Consider the following 19146-nt stretch of genomic DNA (forward strand, 5'->3'; position numbering starts at 1 on the left):
TTTCATTGTGAAAATTCCTGTTTTTATTTGAAGGGAATTGGGTGAAAGAGTCGAATTCCCCATCAGGAAAACGTAAAAAAAGAGGAGTGCATCCATGTTTATTAAGCAAGCATTAGACGAGTTTTTAGGGTTTGAATATACAAGGCTGAATGAAACGCAAGTACAGCTGCGATTGCCTGTACAGGATTTGTTTGTGAACTCGGCAGGTGTGATTCATGGGGGAGTAATCTCCTCATTAGCTGATGTTGCCATGTCCAATCTGATACCAGCGACAGGGAACGGGATTCAGCAGGCGTTAACGGTCGATTTAAATGTTTCTTTCTTAAAAGCGGCAACCGGGGAATACCTGATTGCTCATGCGAAAATAGAGAAACAGGGCCGAACGCTCATCCATACAGAATGCGAGATTTTCAACGATAAGGAGGAACTGGTAGCGAAATCCAGAGCGATTCTTTTCCGAAAGGTGTGAGCTTCCTTTTTAAAATCCAGCCGCTTCTCAGCTAAGCCTCAAATAATACAAAAGTACAGGAGGCTATGAAATGAACCACTATACCAAGCATTTGAACCCGTTTTGCTCCAACTCGTATAAAACACAGTTTTTTCAATGTTTTCAGAAAAAGGACCTTGTGCTCAAGAACGATTATGGTATAGTCAAACAAAAGCTTAACAGGCTTAACCAATAATGAAAGGATAAGTGATCATGGCCAAACAACAAATCGGAGTAATCGGATTAGCAGTCATGGGAAAGAACCTCGCACTTAATATTGAAAGCCGGGGCTATTCTGTCGCGGTGTTTAACCGTTCCTATGAAAAAACAGAAGATTTTTTAAAAAATGAGGCAGAAGGCAAAAACTTTTTTGGTGCGACTTCCATTGAGGAATTCGTAAATGCACTGGAAAAGCCACGTAAAATTTTGCTCATGGTCAAGGCAGGTGCGGCAACGGATGCGACGATTGATTCGTTAAAGCCTTACCTCGATAAGAATGATATTTTAATAGATGGAGGAAACACGTTCTTCAAGGATACGATTCGCCGTAATCATGAGCTCGAGGATTCAGGTATTCATTTTATCGGGACAGGCGTTTCCGGAGGAGAGGAAGGCGCACTGAAGGGACCTTCCATTATGCCTGGCGGTCAAAAAGAGGCGTACGAATTGGTTGAGCCGATTCTAAAAGCCATTTCTGCCCAAGTCAATGACGATCCTTGTTGTACATATATTGGACCGAATGGCGCGGGCCACTATGTAAAAATGGTTCACAACGGCATTGAGTACGGAGATATGCAATTAATCTCCGAAGCTTATTTTATTCTGAAAAGTGTTCTGGGATTAAGCGCAGAAGAGCTTCATGAAGTGTTTGCGGAGTGGAACAAGGGAGAGCTCGACAGCTACCTTATTGAAATCACAGCTGACATCTTCACGAAGAAGGACGTGGAAACGGGCAAGCCTCTTTTGGATGTGATTCTTGATACAGCAGGCCAGAAGGGAACAGGAAAATGGACAAGCCAAAGTGCCCTCGATCTCGGGGTTCCGCTTCCGATCATTACCGAGTCTGTTTTTTCCCGCTTTATTTCCGCCATGAAGGAAGAGCGAGTGAAAGCAAGCAAAGTGCTGTCCGGACCAGAGCGCCAGGCTTTTGCAGGGAACAGGGAGGAGCTCATTGAAGCGGTCCGCAAAGCGTTGTACATGAGCAAAATTTGTTCGTATGCACAAGGATTCGCCCAAATGAGAGCAGCATCAGATGAATATGACTGGAACCTTCAATATGGAAATATCGCAATGATTTTCCGGGGTGGCTGCATTATCCGTGCCCAGTTCCTGCAAAAGATTAAAGAAGCGTACGACCGGGATGCAGGTCTTACCAATCTATTACTGGATTCTTATTTTAAAGATATTGTTGAAAACTATCAGGGCGCATTGCGCGAAGTGCTCAGTCTCGCCATTCAATCCGGTATTCCGGTACCTGCCTTCTCAAGTGCACTGGCGTATTATGACAGCTACCGCACAGAAACGCTGCCTGCCAATCTATTGCAGGCTCAGCGCGATTATTTTGGTGCCCACACGTATCAGCGGTTGGACAAGGAAGGAATCTTCCATACCGAATGGCTTCAAAAGTAATGAAATGAGGTAAGGGACTGGCTTTTGGTCAGTCTCTTTTTTCTTATCTTTCTTGTGGCCTATTGTTGATGAAAATGGAATATGCTATGGTAAACAGGGCTTATTAAAGGCGTTTAATAAGTTTTATCATAAACACTTATTAAAGACGTTAAAAAAGTAATAGAACAGGAAGGAGAAGCAATGGAATCCCTATTTACGACTCCGGAATCAAAGAAAAAAGCCATCCTGCTTGGGATTCGCAAGGCACTTCTGGACATGGGAAGCGCCACCAAAGCCGAACTCAGCGAGAAGCTGGGCATCAGCTTTCCAACCGCGAGCAAATTTCTTTCGCAAATGGTAAAGGACGGCGAAGTTTTAGCGATGGGGCTGGATCACTCCAGTGGCGGAAGAAGAGCGCACCGTTACCGGTATAATCCGGAGCACATGCTCGGTTTGGCCGTGTTTTTGGAGAAAACAGAAACGGTCTATACCATATTTAATTGCCTCGGTGAAGTGAAGGAGCAGGGAACTGTGTCCAGCGTACTCTCCGAATCAGCACTGGAATCATTTACTCATTTGTTGAATGGACTCCTTCAAAAGCATCCCAAAATCAGTGCGATGTCCATTGGTGTTCCCGGTGCGGTTAACCAGGGGCATGTCATTTATATACCGGGCTATCCACCGTTTCAAAATAAGGATATCAAAGGATATTATGAAGAACGTTTTTCCATACCGGTTGTGGTGGAAAATGACATGAACGCAGCGGTGCTCGGGTATTCCAACACGAAAAAAATGATAGATAATCCGTCACTTGTGTATCTGTGCTTCGGTCAAAATGGACCCGGTTCAGGGATCTTGATCAACGGTGATGTGGTGAGAGGCAGCACATTTTTTACAGGGGAGATTTCGTTTGTTCCGCAATATGATCATCAAAACTTTCTGCAGGCTCTCCAGAACCAGGAACAGAGAATTGACGCGATCAGCCGGCTGATTGCCTCATTTACAGCTATTCTTAATCCGCACAGAATTCTGTTCAGCCAGGAGGAAATGACATCATTCATGCTTCGTGACATCCAAGAAAGAAGCTCACGCTATATTCCGGGGGAGCACCTGCCAGAGCTGGTTGTTAGTGATTGGAAGCAGGATTATTTGAATGGACTACAAAGTCTTGGGCTTGAACTCATGATTTTTACTACTTCTATAGGAACCAACACTACATAAAAGGAGGCACCACATGGCAACATTTTTCCTGGTCATTATTTATTTGGCGTTTATCAGTTTAGGTCTTCCCGACTCCCTGTTGGGCGCTGCCTGGCCTGTTATGCAACGCGATTACGGCGTGTCCCTTGACACTGCCGGTTTGCTGTCCATGTCAATGGCAGGGGGTACAATCATTTCAAGCCTGGCGAGCGGAAAAGTTATTGGCCGTTTCGGAACAGGCAAGGTCACCTTTGTCAGTGTGCTCATGACCGCTGTCGCACTGCTCGGTTTTTATTTCTCGCCCTCGCTTGTTTGGTTATTCATCTTCGCGATTCCGCTCGGTTTAGGGGCAGGATCGGTGGATGCCGGACTGAACAACTATGTCGCAACTCACTACAAAGCACATCATATGAGCTGGCTTCATTGCTTTTGGGGTGTAGGGGCAACGATGGGTCCAATCATCATGTCGCAGTTTATCTCCACACAGAATTCATGGAGAAACGGTTATCTGACGATCTCTCTTATCCAGTTCGCGCTTGTTGTTGTTCTCTTTTTAACTCTTCCTTTATGGAAAAAAGTCGGCGGGGCAGGGATGGTTGACGATACAAAGGAAGTACCAGCTACCACTCCACAAGAACCGGGTGAACAGCTGAAAAAGGCAAACCCGCTGCGCATCAAGGGTGTAAAGCTGGCGATGGTCTCCTTTTTGCTGTATTGCGGTGCAGAAGCTGCTGCAGGCCTTTGGGGAAGCAGCTTTCTTGTGGCGGTGAAGGATCTGCCTGCAGGTGTGGCCGCACAATGGGTTTCCCTCTATTATGGGGGGATTACAGCGGGACGGCTTATTACCGGTTTTATTACGTTTAAGATGAGCAACATTGCATTAATCCGTTCAGGTCTATTGGTCGCCATGTTCGGTGCCGTGCTTGTCATATTGCCGCTGCCGTCCGTTTTTCTTCTGACTGGCTTTATTCTGATTGGCATGGGATTCGCCCCTGTTTTTCCATGCATGATCCATGAAACACCCGTCCGGTTCGGCAAGGAACATTCCCAGGCCATCATCGGCTATCAGATGGCATTGGCCTATACGGGAAGTACATTCATTCCTCCTTTACTCGGCTTGATGGCAGCCCACATCACCATTGGAATCTTTCCATATTTCATCGCCATACTGGTTGTCGCTCTGTTTGCCTGCTCAGAGAGATTGAATATTCTTGTGAAAAAAGGGATACTTTTTAAGGGAACAAAGAGAAACACGACGGCGATGTAGAACGTGCTGCTCGCAACAGACTGCAATTTTTACTATGATAAAGGAAGAACTCAAGAATCTCCCTCAGGAAAGGAGCCGAAGCCAAGTGAATATTAAGGTAAACCCATCCATCATCAAAGAGCGGTGCGGGGCGGTCTCCTTTAAAAAGGGAGACTCTTTTTATCGCAATGGAAAAGTAGAGATTACCCGTTTTGAACCAGATGTTTGCGAAGCGACGGTAAGAGGCACAGAAGACTTTCATGTGACGGTCGAACAGGAAGGTGAAGCAAGCTTTCGCACTACCTGTTCTTGCCCCAAGCTTGCTTCCTTTCAAAAAGAATGCCAGCACGTCGCTGCTGTTTTGCTGAGTGTAGCTGAACGTCAAAAGACGGGCGGCAATGAGAGGCTGACAGAAGATTTTCTGAACTTGTTTGAAAACAAGAGAAGAATCTCTAGCGGCCAACAGCTGTATTTTGAAAAAAGAAAAGTACTGAATGCGGTCTTTACCTGCAGACCGGTAAGAGTGGATCAAGATCAGCATTTGATGGAAGTTGAGGTTAAGGTGGGGCCCTACCCGGTAAAAAATATCCGTGAGGTACTCAAGGAATGGAAGAAAGGGGTTCCAAGCCCCATTTCTCTCTCGTTCACCTTTGATCCCCAACAGCATTGTTTTGAAAAAGAGACGAATGAAGTTATCGAGCAGCTGATCCATGTCATGCAGGATGAACGGGTGTACATGGAAAGCATGGGATCATCCAGAATGGCACTTCAACCGGACACGCTCGTTATACCGCCGTCTTCCTGGGCGAACCTGCAGCCGCTGCTGGAAAAAGCGCCCTATGTGAAGCTGCAGCATGCCGTTACAACCTATGAAGGTATAAGGACAGTGACCGAACCCCTCTCTTTATCGTTCGTATTCTCCGAGTCAGAAGGCGGCCGGTATCAGCTGAAGATTCAGGGGTTAAAACAAATGGTGGTGCTGAGTGCCTACGGGCTCGTTTTGTCGCACGGTAATCTGTATTCGTTAAGCGAAGAGGACTGCCTGCGCCTGTCAGAACTTAAGCGCATGATGAAAGCTTCCGCGACAGAAATCATTCCCATTCCCAAACCACAGATGGCCATGTTTTTGGAAAAAGTAGTTCCGGGGCTGAAGAGGCTGGGGGAAGTGAAGCTGTCAGACGCTCTCGCCAAACAGTTCGCCAAAACTCCTTTGACGGCGAAGCTCTACTTGGACCGGGTAAAAAACCGTCTCCTGGCGGGAGTGGAATTTCACTATGACCATGTGATCATCAACCCGCTGGAAGAAAACAGTCAAAGAGAACATTCAACTATCATCCGCGATCTTGAAAAGGAAAATCGAATCCTTAAGATTATGGAAGAGAGCCAGTTTGCCAAAACTGACGGCGGCTATTATTTGCACAATGAAGAATTAGAGTATGAATTTCTCTATCGCGAGATGCCCCGGCTTCAAAAGTTTGTCCAAATCTATGCGACCACGTCGGTACGAAACCGAATCATTCGCAAAAGTCCGCCACCCCAGATCCGGGTGAAGCATAAAAGGGAGCGGACAAACTGGCTGGAATTCAAGTTCGATATTGACGGCATCCCGCAAAAAGAAATCAGTGATATTCTTTGGGCACTCGAAGAAAAACGAAAATATTACCGGCTGAAGAACGGGGCTCTTCTTTCATTAGAAACAAGGGAATATGAAGAAATCCAGCGGTTTTTGCATGCTGTTCCTGAACAGAAGAAAGACCTTGAAAAAGGGTTCGAAGTCCCGGTGATCAAGGGGCTGCAGCTGCTCGATGCCGCTGATGACTCGGCTTTTGCACTTGAAAAGTCGTTTACCGATTTTCTTCATCATCTGAAAAATCCGGACCGGGATCTATTCGATCTGCCAGGAGGGTGGGAAAGCGTTCTGAGGGATTACCAAAAACAGGGCTACCGATGGATGAAAACGCTGGCCAGCTTTGGGTTTGGCGGTATCCTTGCCGATGATATGGGGCTGGGGAAGACGATTCAAAGCCTGGCGTTCATCGTTTCAGAATTGCCAACGATCCGGAAAACGAAGAAACCAGCACTCATCGTCTGCCCGTCCTCTGTAACCTACAACTGGCTCAATGAATGCCGAACGTTTGCCCCAGAGTTTAAAGCGGTTTGCGTGGACGGCAGTCAACAGGAGAGAAGCTGGATCCAAAAAAACACCGACGGCAATGACGTAATCATTACTTCATATCCACTGCTGCGCAAAGATATCGGATGGTATGAAAAGCAGAGCTTTCATATCGCGTTTTTTGATGAGGCACAGTACTTTAAGAATCCGATCACCCAAACGGCACGGGCAGTTCAGAAGATTAATGCGAACCACCGGTTTGCCTTGACCGGTACGCCCGTAGAAAATTCAATCGAGGATGTATGGTCGATCTTCCATATCATTTTTCCGGAGCTTCTGGGCGGATTGAAGGATTTCAGCCACCTTACGCGAAAGAAAATGTCCCGGCGGATTTCACCGTTTCTGCTCAGGCGGATCAAAGAGGATGTTCTTGCCGAACTGCCTGGAAAAGTGGAATCAAGTGCGGCATCTGAATTGCTGCCGGAACAAAAGAAGCTCTATGCCGTATACCTGGCCAAGCTTCGCCATGAAACACTGAAGCATCTGGATAAAGATACCTTCCGGAAGAACAAGATCAAGATTCTTGCGGGACTTACGCGGCTTCGCCAAATATGCTGCCATCCGGCCCTGTTTGTGGACGGATATAAAGAGTCGTCCGCAAAATTCAATCAGCTTCTTCAGATCGTGGAAGAAGCGAGGGTTTCAGGGAGACGGGTGCTGATCTTCTCCCAATTTACAAAAATGCTCGATTTGATCGGCAGAGAGCTGGATACCAGAGGGCTTTCCTTTTTCTATCTGGACGGACAGACTCCGTCCATGACCCGGGTGGAATTGTGCAATCGGTTCAACGGGGGTGAGAGGGACATGTTTCTCATTTCGCTAAAAGCCGGAGGAACCGGTCTTAACCTGACAGGTGCGGATACGGTCATCCTTTACGATCTTTGGTGGAATCCGGCGGTGGAAGAACAAGCGGCAGACCGTGCCCACCGGATGGGTCAAACTCAAGCCGTGCAGGTCATCAAGCTTGTTGCCAGAGGCACAATCGAAGAGAAAATAAATGAATTGCAGGATAAAAAGAAGAACCTCATCGAGGAGCTGATTGGTGAGAAACCGTCAGCCTCCCTTACCGAAGAGGATATACGGGAGATACTGATGATCTGAGCAAAAAGCCTGGAAAGTGATTGTTCATCAACTTTCCAGGCTTTTTTAGGCATAAAAAAAGCACCCTCCAATGAGCGTGGTTTTGTATTAAAAGAACACATGTTCGTTTTATGTAACATTTAAACGACAAGGTCGTACCCTTGACTTTCATATTAATATTATAAATCATCTGAAATTATAAGTCTATTTCTTTTTGAAAAATTGTTCTATAGTATCTATACCTGGCCGGGAAACGTATGAATGACGCTGCATCAGAAAAGAGGGGTTTTTGTGGGGAAGTTTATTTGGGATACTAACCTGAAAGTCAGATTAATCGGTGAAGGGCTGTTCAACCTGCTGTTTTGGATGTACTTTCCCTTCATCACCATGTATTTTGGGGAAGCGTTGGGATATCAAACGGCAGGTTTGTTAATGGCCGTTCCTCCTGTGTTCGGTATGCTCGGAAGTCTGCTCGGTGGAGCGTTGGCAGACCGGCTGGGACGGCGTCCGGTCATGCTGATCGGAACTGTGCTTCAAACGTTGATGTTCGCCTGCTTTGCGCTGTCACCGTCATATTGGATCGACTATATCTCATTCATCGGTATCGGAATTGGAGGCGCGATCTACCGTCCAGCCAGTTCTGCCATGGTCGCTGATCTAGTACCGGCCCAACACTTGCGCCGGGCCTTTGCCACGTTTTCAACTTCAAATAATGTGGGAGCTGTCCTTGGGCCCGTGCTTGGAGCCATCTTCTTCTTTCATTACCGCCAGGAACTTTTGTGGACTTGTACCGTCATATTATTTTTATATTTTATTGCGATCAACCATCTGGTTCATGAAACATGTCCTTCCTCTTTAAACAAAGAGCGTGAACCAAGTTCTGTTTTACACGTTTTTAAGAAACAATGGCATGGATATGGCATCATTTTCCGGGATAAAGTGTTTTTAGTTTATATTGTTGCCGGTATTTTTGCCCTCATTCCGATTATGCAGCTGGATATGTATCTGCCCGTGTACGTGATGGAGCACGTGCCCCCACAAGCAATGTTCTTTTGGAAAGGAGATTCCTTTATGCTGAGCAGCAAGGAGATCTTCGGATGGCTGGTAGGGTTTAATGGTCTGCTTTTTGTACTTTTCATCCTGCCTGTCACGAAATGGTTCCAGCATTGGAAAGAGCGGAATGTATTTATCCTGTCCTCTTTGCTGGCAGGTGCAGGAACATTCCTCGTTGGGGTGAACAGCAACATATGGTATCTGTTTTTTATCACCATCATTTTTACCTTCGGGGAAATGGTCCGTTCACCCGTGACACAAAGCTTCATCAGCCGCTATGCCCCGGGACACGCAAGGGGACAATACATGGCAGCTGACAGCCTGCAGAACACCATCGGTAAGTTCTTGGCACCCATTACCGTTTTTCTCTCCAGCTGGGTTCCGCCTATGGGAATATTCAGCCTTATCCTTGGCTTTTCATTGATTAGTATCATGTTATATATTCAGCTGTTTCAAATGGATGTGGAGCGAGGAATCAGTGTATAAAATGAATGGTTTTCTAACAGAAAAAACGTCCCACTTGCGGACGTTTTTTCTGTGAACCGCATGATCTTTGGGATTATAATGGAAATGAATTGAAAACCAGAGGAGGAGATGAAATGCCGGAAATAAACGTAAACGGAGTACAGCTGTATTACGAAGAGTACGGCAGCGGGGAACCGTTTATCCTGCTGCATGGGCTTGGTGGCGATCATCATATGTTCGAGGGCGAAATCAATGCGTTAAAGAAATCGTATCGGGTCATCGCTCTGGATTCCAGAGGGCATGGCAAGTCGGAGAAAGTTCCTTATTATACGCTGGATGATCATGTCCAGGACGTCATTGCGTTTATGGATGAACTGAACATCGAGAAAACCAATCAGTTAGGTGCTTCCATGGGAAGTTATGTGGCGCAGGGAGTAGCAGTTTCCATTCCGAATCGGATAAAGAAAATGATTCTGGTTGTAGCAAAAGCTTATGGAAAAACATCATCCACCGCAAGGCTTCAGGCTGAACATGCGGATGAACTAAAAGGCCTCACGGAGGAAGAACAGATGTATGCCCTCTCCAAGTATATTTTTCATAACCTGGAGGCGGTCGGGGAATGGTCACAGCGGGTGGCCGTTGATGTGCCTGTCCTTACATCTGAACAACAGGAAGCGGCCAGAAAAGCACTGGTGAACTTCGATTTTCGCCCCCAGTTACATAAGGTTACAGCAGAAACGCTAGTCATTAATGGGAGATATGATGGACTTAATCCGCCAAAGGAGGGCAGGGAAGTTGTCAAATTCATACCACACGCTACGTTTGTTGAATTTGAACATTCAGGACATGCGCCGAGTGTGGAGGAACCGGAAAGATTCAAGCAAGTGGTTACGGCATTTTTGGCTGGGTAGTAAGAAAAGGCCGCATTAGTGCGGTCTTTTTTGTTGGATATGTATTCAATTACTTATAGGCTTTACAGTCATCAGTACCATAAAAAAAACAGCCGCAAAGAGTGCCCCTTGGATAATGTAATGATTTTTCGGCTTAATGCCTTTCTTCCTGTCCCCAAGATAGGAAATGAACGGAAAAAGAATACCTCCAACGATCGCTGTAAAAAGCGTTAGCAATATGACCATGGACTCTCCTCCTTTCAAGAAGAACGCTTTAGCATTGTATCACAGATTGAATATGAAGAATGTCGGTTCGATAAAAAAAAAAAACAAGACCTGATGGCCTCGTTTTTTTTAATGGGTGGGGCATTGAATGAAGGAGCGGACCTCATCAAGGCTCAGTCCCATCTGTTTTGCTTCATGAATGAGTTTTACCCACTCCCGATCCAAAAACAACTCAGGTTTTTTTCTTATTTTATAGGCTAACAATCTGGAATGCTGTGCAGTAGTTTTGTTGATTGACAAAAGGCGATGTGATGGTTGGGTGGCCACTATTAACTTCTTATGTAGAGCTTTTGTTTTTGCAACCATATACTGTTGTTTCATCACTGGTTTTACTTCCTTTCGTTTTAAAGGGTTAGATGGTTTTATAAGGTATTGCTTATGATATGTGACTCCCGAAATCTCTCTTTAAAACTGGTTTCTCTGGCACTTTCGTCAATCTTCGTAAATTCTTAATAGGACTTTCTGCCTTTTCTAATAATAGATTAGCATATATGGAATGTTTTTGAAACTATTAACTTTTTATGTAAAAAATGAAATTGATAATTTATACCTATAAAATTCGGATTTGTTAGGTATATAGCGTTATTTCGGTATCATCAATGAATAAATTAATAGTAAGTTAGACCTGATTTAATTGCTTTCTACTGTTTTTGAATAATTGGTAAAAAGGAATAAATTTGCGTGATTAGCGAATAATTGAGCAATTTTATTCAACTTTACAAAAATATTAAACATTGAATATTCGCTAAAATTAATCACAAAGACCTATATGCCGACAAATGTAGCTTTTTTGTAAAAAGAAGGAAACGTAAGAATTGGGAGCGAATGTATATGAGTTGCGGTAATAAAGGAGGGAGCAGAATGAGAGAAATATGGGGCAATGTGGATGAGTATTTCATATCAAATCTCCACCCACAGGATATGGTTCTTGAACATGTCCTGCAAGCCAATCATGAAGCCGGCCTGCCATCGATCGATGTTACGCCCACCCAGGGAAAGTTCCTCTATTTGCTGGCAAAATTAAAAGGAGCAAAACGTATCCTTGAAATTGGTACACTTGGTGGTTACAGCAGTATCTGGATGGGCAGGGCACTTCCTGAGGATGGGAAGCTGGTTACGCTGGAATACAGCCAGAAACACGCAGAGGTTGCGAGGGAAAACATCAAAAAAGCGCGGTTGGAACCCAAAATTGAAATCATGGTGGGACCAGCTCTTGAATCGCTACCCACGTTAAAAGATAAAGGATATCCCTCTTTTGATTTCATTTTTATTGATGCCGATAAACCAAACAATCCGCACTACCTAAAGTGGGCTCTTGCTTATTCGCAGCCAGGTACCGTTATTATTGGAGATAATGTTGTTCGAAACGGAAGAGTGGCAGATCAGAACAATGAGGACCCTGATGTAAAAGGATCTCGCGCCCTCATTGACCTATTAGCCAAAGAGAGCCGGATTGAAGCCACAGCCCTGCAGACGGTTGGAAGCAAGGGCTATGACGGTTTTGTGATGGGGATTGTGAAATAAAGGTTACCATCCTTCACGTGTACAAAGAGAAGTAATATGGGAAATATGATGCCTGCTGTGCCAGGAATAGAGACCAATATTTTGGGCGAGTGTTACCACACCCGAATCCGGATGAGTAAATGTTTTGGTCAGATCATGTGGTGATAGTGATTTGAGAAGCACAACCCACCGGGCATGCAGGTTTTCAAGTAAAGGAAGCGAGATTTCTATGGGAAGCCTGGAGTCAGGAAGTTCCGCCCATAAAGCCTCTTCGTAGGGTTTAATCACAGGATTCTCTTCTGTAAGTGCAAGCTTGAAACGGATATAGCTGTTCAGGTGGCTGTCTGCCAGATGGTGAACAACTTGCCTTACTGTCCAGCCGCCGGGACGGTAGGGGGTATCCAATTGAAGGCCGTTCAGGTTTTTAACCGCTTTTTTCAATTCTTGTGGAGCGGATTCAATGTCTGAGGTCCACTGGTTAATCTCTTTTGACGTGATTTCCTGGTTTATATTAAACAATCCAATCGGATAACGCAAATCCATCATTTGAACGTCTCCCTTCTCTGATCAAATATACATACCCAGGGCCATCCGTTGTGACCGGCTGGGTTTTTGATGTTTGCTTGCGGTTCAATTCGAATATCATTAGTTTATCATTAAAAGCTGATACAGAGCAGGGGGCAGAACACGATAGAATGAACGCCTATTTACAGGGGCTTATAGCTCATATACCACCATTAGATAAAGGCCAGCGGTTTATTCTTGGAATTGATGGATTAAGCCGTTCAGGTAAAAGCACACTAACCAGGGCGTTGGAAGAACAAATGCACAAAAAAAATATTCCGTGCTTTACCATACATATAGATGATCATATTGTTGAGAGGAAACATCGCTACAACACGGGGCAAAAGGAATGGAGAGAATACTACTTTTTACAATGGGATATAGTTGGGCTCGCTGAAAACTTGTTCCATTTGGTTAAAACTGAAACTCAATTAACTCTTCCTTTTTACCATGAAAAACTCGATTTGCAGATTATGCGTGAGGTAAGGTTACCTGACAAATGTGTAATTGTTATAGAAGGTGTGTTTTTGCAAAGAAAAGATTGGCGGTCGTTTTTTGATTTCGTTGTGTATCTTGAATGTGATAGAGAATTAAGGCTATCGAGGGAAGCGGAAGAAACAAAAAAAAACATTGATAAATTTTCAAACCGTTATTGGCCGGCTGAAGATCATTATTTGGCTGAAGAGCAGCCTTTACGCAAAGCTGATTTGATTTTCAAAATAGGTTAAAGAACCAGCGTTCATCAACGCTGGTTCTCTTTATTAAGCCAGGAGAGAATGGTTTTAAAAATTTCCTCCTGCTGTTTTTTATTTGAAATCTTGGCTTTTTTGTCACCTGCTTGTGTACCGTACATTCCGAACTGGGCGTGGTTTCCGCCTTTTATTTCATGATAGGTGGTATCGGTGGGATTGAATTTTTTGCTTCCCTTAATTTTGGCCGGTGTACTGAGGCCATCCCGTTCTCCCGTAATCGAGAGGAGAGGGAAGTTAGCTTTTGATAAATCCGAGCTTTCGGTCGTGTATGAACCTAAGAAAATCAAGCCCTTGATCTTCTCCTGATGTTTTAGGCTGTAGGAGGCAGATGCAGGACCACCGAGAGAGTGACCGCCAATATACCATTTTTGGATGGAAGGGTACAATTTCATCGCCTCTTCTGCTTTATTTTTCCCCAATAGCGCCAGATTCAGCGGCATTTCAGGGATGATCACGAGATAGCCTTCGTCTGAGAGTTTTTTCGCCCAATAGGAATACGCTTCAGGTTCTACCTTAGCTCCGGGATAAAAGATAAAGCCGTCTTTTATGTCTTTGGATTTCGGCTTGTAAATATATAGATCGTCTTTATGCTGTACTTCCTGCTTTAGGTTGACCAGATGGTTTAGCTGCGAAGTCGGTTTAAAGGTCTGTTTTGACCAAATTAAAAAGCCGCCCGCATAGACAATAAGCACAACCAACACAATGATTAACGCAAATTTTAGCTTCTTATTCAAGTGAATCCTCCAGATGTTCTTCCACTTAGGAAAGTTAATACCTATTCTAGTATGGACAAAATTCAAACTTCTGACAACAAAAGTGTCCAATTGCCGAGGCTATCATGAAGTGCCGACACGGAAACTTTTAAAGGCGGAGTTATCATTAAAAACGTCTGGTAATTGTATAATGTTATTCAACTCCCCCGGTAACTAAGTACTAACGGAACGGGTCTTAGCCCTTTTGTTGAATACACCCAGTACTCCGTACATATTTGAGATTCTGCGAAAACATCAATATTCAATAATATAGTGTTTGTCATTCACTTAAAATAAAGATAGTTTTAAGCAGCTTGTAAGAGATGTATCTTTTCCGGATTATAAACTTTTTGATTCTTGGCATTCCAACGAGAATACGAGCGAACTTACCAAGCAGCTTCATCAACGATTTCAATCTGCGCATACCCCTTTCTTGAACATTATAGATATGTCTTGTTTTGAACTCCTGATTGTTGTTGGTTAAATTCATTGTAGCCATGTAGAGAACCTTCGTAATCGTGACCGTCCTCTTTTAGAAATTACCGTTTGTTCACGCCACTTTCCTGAACTGGCTTCCACAAGATTGAGTCCGGCAAGTCTTAATAGGGCATTCCCATGAGAAAACTGAATAAATATAATGAGGACATAACTTGAAAAAGTCACAACTTGTCAACCTTGACATAGGATAGTTAATAGGAGAAAACACGCAAAAATAAAAGTTCGCTACCTTCTATTTTTAGAGCTTCATTTATATATTTCCCAACGCAAAAACCCTGAATTCAGGCTTGTTCCGCCGAATTCAGGGTTTTGTTTGGTTGTTGCATTTTAAACCAGAGGTAAGTTTAATATTATCATAAATTTGATCTAACGCTCTGGGAGTAACAAATCAAGATCACATTATCCGCTTGAAGAACATGTCGACGGTAAAAGCAGTGTTGGCTATATCTAAGTCTTCTCAAAACTAGTAGAAAACCACCGCCTTATTAGCATAAGGCGGTGGTTGCGGTACGACTATTTTTGTTTAATTACGATGATCTGAACGACACCTCTCAGGGTATTTAACTTAGAAAATCAATAGCCAGTTTGATAGAGGACCAAAGGGCAAGAACGGTACAAGCGACTAACAGCACATTTTCATACCATTTGTTGACATACTGCCCCAATGACTTTTTCTGATTCGTCATAATCAGAAGGCCTATGGATATTACTGGTAAACCAACCACGGATAGTATATTTATAAATACGACCAAACTAACGAACCCAGGCATACCTGGAATCGACCATATGACCGGAGTAATAAGGATAAACATACTAAACCATTTGAACAATGGATCGTTTTGGGGTTTGTCACCGTATTTTTTCTTACGTTCTTTATTCGCGGTATGAAGACCATCAATTGCGACTTTCGGAAACACCGTAGCAAAGGCAACCGCACTACTAAATAACCCGCCGATGACACCAAGGTAGAACACAACAAATCCGAAAGTGCCTAGATGAACAGCAAGGGCTTGAGCGAGATCTTGAAGACTAGTGATTCGAATACCGTTTGGTTTTAATACCTCCGCTCCAACCACCCATACGGCCAGGTCAAGAACGATAGCCACACAAATCGCGAATAACAAGTCTCTACGTTGAAATTTTAAATGAATAGGTTTCGTCCATCCTTTTTCCTTAAAACCATATGGGTAGATAAAATTCGCAATAGAGCCAGATACAGCACCTACAAGTGAAATCGCCATTAGAAAGGCACCATATACACCAACATCTTTAGGGATGCTAAAACCAACTGTTCCTTTTGCAATGGCACCCACATCCGGTGTCGCCATAATGGCTACCAGAATTAAACAAAAGGTTTTGAGTGCGAGTAATAACTTCATCCCATTTTCAAGCGTATTATATATACTACGTCCAATTAGAATAAAACCAGCAAGAACGACAATAATAGCCCACATAAAGACATTGCCAAAGCCTAAAAGATGCGTTAATCCCTCAGCAGCACCTTTGATCATGTAAGAGTTAAATAAATGGCCCATAATGAGGGCATATCCTCCAAGGAAATAAGGATAGAACTTGTGAAGGCGGCTGAAACCTTGTATAAGAGTAAGGCCTTCTACGTTACATAGTGTGTACCGTGACATGATGGAGACGATTACATAACGAATGATTAAAGAAAGTGCGAGGACCCACATGAGGGCATATCCGTAGTGGGCTCCAGCAATGGAAGAGTCAACGAGGTCGCCGGCTCCAAGCCATGCTAGAACAGCAATAACGCCCGGTCCAAATGAAGCCAATAATTCTTTAAATCTTTGTAATCTAGATTTCGCTGGAAATGCGGTTGACGTTTCAGGCGATAACTCAAGATTCGAATTTGGCTGATTTTCCATTCAACTAATCCTCCCTAAAGTTGATGTTCTAACCATATTTTTTTTCAAACTCTTGAAACCGCTTTCAATTTTCAGGTGGTATTAAAATGAATTTGTACCTACTCAGCTCTACAATCTACATTAACAAAATAGAGGCAATTACAGAGACAGAAAGAAACTCAGCAAGCCAAAAATGGTCAGCGTATGCAGATACGGTTCGTTTTGGATATGAGCTTAAACTTCTTCTGGAAACGCCTTACGTTCATTCTCATTGCTTTCTATTTCAAAGTGGAGAAGAGGTAAAACAAGAATACAAAAGAAACTACCTGGAAGAAGTTACAATATCTATGTATGTTCTAAAAAGAGTGTTTGATAGATGTACGCTAAGTCAAGCCATTGCCTGGCTTGTACCCTTTCGTCTGGCACGACCATTTTTAATGATGATGTATAACTTCTCTTGTTTTTCTTCAATATCTGATGATATCCCTTTTTACTGAATGGTCACAAAGCTAACTTGGACCCCTCAACCCCTTTTCTGTAACCCCCTTTCGTTTAAACATACGAAAACACTGAGCTTACGAACGTTTCTACTTCCTAAAACAGGGTGTTAGAGTACGTCATCGCAATCATGACAGTTACCCGTCTTCACTGATTAGTAGTAGACGTTTACATAAACCATTGCAAATAGTCGTGATGTCTTGTATACTTGTACTCAAAGTTTATTTTATATTCAGAATATTGTCAAATTAATATTTTTTTTGGAATTTTAATTGCTGAGTTCAAGATATTCAATAGCAGATTTAGAAAAGGTGGGAGGAAGCTCACAATGACGAACAGCCCTTTTAAACTGAATTATACAGAAGACCTTAACCTAGACCCTTTAGATCATAATCAAGCGTTTATCCCCCTTGGTGAAGCCGTGTATCAAAAATTGAAAACAGCCATTGTACAAGGTCACTTAATACCAGGACAGCTATTAAGCGAAAACAAGATTGCAGAAAAGTTAGCTGTGAGTCGTACACCTGTCCGTGAAGCCATTCGAGTATTGGGATCTAAAAATTTAATTACGTTTCTGCCAGGGAGAAAAGTTATTGTCTCGATCCCGACGGTCCAAGACATTAAAGAAGTTTTCGAAATTCGCATGCTTTTAGAAACAGAAGCATTGAGGAGAATAACGAACCAACATACAAAAATCATCGAACAAATGGATGAGTCCGTCCAAATGGGGGAAGCGTACCGTAAACAAGGGGATCTTGTAAAAATGGGTGAGATGAACACTCGTTTCCATCTCACCATTATCTCTGCTCTTGAAAACCAAAGAGTGCAACGCTTTATCGATTCACTTCATGAAACCATATCCCGGTTACGTTCTTATTCGCTAACAGCAGAGTGGAAGATCGATAGGGAAAAAGAACATAAGGAAATTGTTACGCTCGTAAAAAAGGGCTTTACGGAAGAAGCAGTATCCGTCTTAAAGCAGCATTTAACCACCTCTCAAGAAAATTTACTGACTTTATTTGCGCAGAAATAAGAGGAAAAAGCTGTTTTTAGTTGTATACATGTATACAAATTACTATAGAGCAAAGGAGAATAAAACATGGATGATGCCATAACACTGGAAAAGGAAACCTTGGGCAACCGAGCCAAGACTGCTGTAATCGACTGTGATGTACATAATGCCGTTCCTTCCATACAGGCTCTTTTCCCCTATCTACCGGACAGGTGGCGCGATTATGTGGTGGAACACGGAATTAAAAGCTTAGAACCCAATTATTACCCAAGGGGAAGTTCCTTATCTGCAAGGCCCGATTCGGTATTGCCAAACGGCGATCCTCCGGGTTCGGATCTTGAGGTTTTGCAACGACAGGTGCTGGAACCCTGGAATATGGAATATGCGATCCTTAATTGCCTTTACGGCGTACAGATGATCCACAATGAGGATTGGGCGGCAGCCATGGCCCGCGCGGTAAACGATTGGCAGATCGCTGAATGGTTGGATAAAGAACCAAGGCTGCGTGCCTCAATCGTCGTTGCCAGTCAGAATCCGGAGCAGGCGGCGGAGGAAATTCACCGGTTAGGCAAACATCCCGGTTTCGTACAAGTTCTTTTGATGGTACGTTCCGAAATGCTCTACGGAAAAAAACATTTCTGGCCGATTTACGAAGCAGCCCAGCAGTATGGGTTAGTGATCGGAATTCATGCGGGTGGGGTTACCGGTTATCCAACGATGCCTGTCGGTTGGCCTTCTTATTACCTTGAGGATTACGTCAGTCAATCACAAGCCTTTCAGTCGCAAATCGTCAGCTTGGTATGTGAAGGTACCTTCCAAAAGTTTCCTCGCCTTCGAGTCGCGCTTCTTGAAAGCGGTTTCACCTGGATGCCCGCACTGATGTGGCGATTGGATAAGAATTGGAAGGGCCTACGCCGAGAAATTCCATGGGTGGACCGGTTACCGTCAGAGATTATAAGGGAACATTTTCGGTTGACGATCCAGCCGCTAGATGAATCACCAAAGCCCGAACACTTGCTGCAAACGATGGAACAAATGCGTTCCCAAGACATGCTGCTCTTTTCAACCGATTATCCACATTGGCACTTCGATGAGAAAGAAGAGGCTCTCCCAGCCAATCTCCCGCCAAGCCTGGAGAAGAAGATTCTATCGGAAAACGCCCGCTCTTTTTACCGTTTTGATTGATAAATAAAGGGATTATCCCTAGTGAGGAGG

17 protein-coding genes and 1 pseudogene are annotated in these 19146 nt (G+C 43.8%); 12 read left to right on the forward strand and 6 right to left on the reverse strand.

Annotated elements, in window-relative coordinates; translation table 11 throughout:
* The first annotated feature begins 94 nt into the window (after positions 1-94).
* The 7 genes from AS030_RS02495 (at position 95) to AS030_RS02525 (ending at position 10223) form a co-directional block, all read left to right on the forward strand.
* Positions 95-469, forward strand: a complete 375-nt coding sequence (locus tag AS030_RS02495) for a PaaI family thioesterase (protein WP_061968011.1) — start codon at positions 95-97, stop codon at positions 467-469.
* Between the two features lie 231 nt (positions 470-700).
* Positions 701-2116 (forward strand): NADP-dependent phosphogluconate dehydrogenase, encoded by a 1416-nt coding sequence (gene gndA, locus AS030_RS02500; protein ID WP_061968014.1) that lies wholly within the window; start codon positions 701-703, stop codon positions 2114-2116.
* Positions 2117-2296: 180 nt separating this feature from the next.
* The gene (locus AS030_RS02505; protein ID WP_061968016.1) at positions 2297-3316 is read left to right on the forward strand and encodes an ROK family transcriptional regulator; all 1020 of its coding nucleotides are present in this window, start codon (positions 2297-2299) and stop codon (positions 3314-3316) included.
* Positions 3317-3329: 13 nt separating this feature from the next.
* On the forward strand, positions 3330-4562 hold the full coding sequence (locus AS030_RS02510) for an MFS transporter (protein WP_061968018.1): 1233 nt from the start codon (positions 3330-3332) through the stop codon (positions 4560-4562).
* Between the two features lie 85 nt (positions 4563-4647).
* The gene (locus tag AS030_RS02515) at positions 4648-7815 is read left to right on the forward strand and encodes a DEAD/DEAH box helicase (RefSeq protein ID WP_061968021.1); all 3168 of its coding nucleotides are present in this window, start codon (positions 4648-4650) and stop codon (positions 7813-7815) included.
* Between the two features lie 270 nt (positions 7816-8085).
* A complete protein-coding gene (locus AS030_RS02520) occupies positions 8086-9333 on the forward strand; it encodes an MDR family MFS transporter (RefSeq protein ID WP_176716372.1) in 1248 nt (415 codons plus the stop codon).
* Positions 9334-9446: 113 nt separating this feature from the next.
* Entirely contained in the window at positions 9447-10223 is a 777-nt protein-coding gene (locus tag AS030_RS02525) for an alpha/beta fold hydrolase (RefSeq protein WP_061968026.1), read from the forward strand.
* Between the two features lie 45 nt (positions 10224-10268).
* Here AS030_RS02525 and AS030_RS02530 read toward each other — a convergent pair whose 3' ends face one another.
* Both AS030_RS02530 and AS030_RS02535 read right to left on the reverse strand, forming a co-directional pair.
* On the reverse strand, positions 10269-10448 hold the full coding sequence (locus AS030_RS02530; protein ID WP_061968028.1) for a hypothetical protein: 180 nt from the start codon (positions 10446-10448) through the stop codon (positions 10269-10271).
* A 108-nt stretch (positions 10449-10556) separates the two neighbouring features.
* Positions 10557-10808 (reverse strand): anti-repressor SinI family protein, encoded by a 252-nt coding sequence (locus tag AS030_RS02535; RefSeq protein WP_241840666.1) that lies wholly within the window; start codon positions 10806-10808, stop codon positions 10557-10559.
* Positions 10809-11348: 540 nt separating this feature from the next.
* Here AS030_RS02535 and AS030_RS02540 point away from each other — a divergent pair.
* Positions 11349-12011: an O-methyltransferase gene (locus AS030_RS02540; RefSeq protein ID WP_061968032.1), complete on the forward strand. Its 663-nt coding sequence runs from the start codon at positions 11349-11351 to the stop codon at positions 12009-12011.
* A gap of 3 nt (positions 12012-12014) precedes the next feature.
* On the opposite strand, the gene AS030_RS02545 is transcribed toward AS030_RS02540, so the two are convergent.
* A complete protein-coding gene (locus AS030_RS02545; RefSeq protein WP_061968034.1) occupies positions 12015-12536 on the reverse strand; it encodes a YfiT family bacillithiol transferase in 522 nt (173 codons plus the stop codon).
* A 149-nt stretch (positions 12537-12685) separates the two neighbouring features.
* On the opposite strand from AS030_RS02545, the gene AS030_RS02550 reads away from it, so the two are divergent.
* The gene (locus AS030_RS02550) at positions 12686-13282 is read left to right on the forward strand and encodes a kinase (protein ID WP_061968036.1); all 597 of its coding nucleotides are present in this window, start codon (positions 12686-12688) and stop codon (positions 13280-13282) included.
* 14 nt (positions 13283-13296) lie between these two features.
* Here AS030_RS02550 and AS030_RS02555 read toward each other — a convergent pair whose 3' ends face one another.
* The 3 genes and pseudogenes from AS030_RS02555 to AS030_RS02565 form a co-directional block, all read right to left on the reverse strand.
* Positions 13297-14040: an alpha/beta fold hydrolase gene (locus AS030_RS02555; RefSeq protein ID WP_061968039.1), complete on the reverse strand. Its 744-nt coding sequence runs from the start codon at positions 14038-14040 to the stop codon at positions 13297-13299.
* A gap of 323 nt (positions 14041-14363) precedes the next feature.
* Positions 14364-14682 (reverse strand): annotated as a pseudogene (locus AS030_RS24890) (transposase); the annotation flags it as partial.
* A 434-nt stretch (positions 14683-15116) separates the two neighbouring features.
* Entirely contained in the window at positions 15117-16442 is a 1326-nt protein-coding gene (locus AS030_RS02565) for an Nramp family divalent metal transporter (RefSeq protein WP_061968044.1), read from the reverse strand.
* 86 nt (positions 16443-16528) lie between these two features.
* Here AS030_RS02565 and AS030_RS02570 point away from each other — a divergent pair, with 86 nt between their 5' ends.
* The 3 genes from AS030_RS02570 (at position 16529) to AS030_RS02580 (ending at position 19116) form a co-directional block, all read left to right on the forward strand.
* The gene (locus AS030_RS02570; RefSeq protein ID WP_061968047.1) at positions 16529-16918 is read left to right on the forward strand and encodes a hypothetical protein; all 390 of its coding nucleotides are present in this window, start codon (positions 16529-16531) and stop codon (positions 16916-16918) included.
* A gap of 329 nt (positions 16919-17247) precedes the next feature.
* Positions 17248-17952, forward strand: a complete 705-nt coding sequence (locus AS030_RS02575) for a GntR family transcriptional regulator (RefSeq protein WP_061968049.1) — start codon at positions 17248-17250, stop codon at positions 17950-17952.
* A gap of 66 nt (positions 17953-18018) precedes the next feature.
* Positions 18019-19116, forward strand: coding sequence for an amidohydrolase family protein (locus tag AS030_RS02580; RefSeq protein ID WP_061968052.1), 1098 nt, complete (start codon positions 18019-18021; stop codon positions 19114-19116).
* Positions 19117-19146 lie beyond the last annotated feature (30 nt).

Origin of the sequence: Fictibacillus enclensis, from assembly GCF_001457035.1 — a bacterium.
Lineage (GTDB): Bacteria > Bacillota > Bacilli > Bacillales > Fictibacillaceae > Fictibacillus_C > Fictibacillus_C enclensis.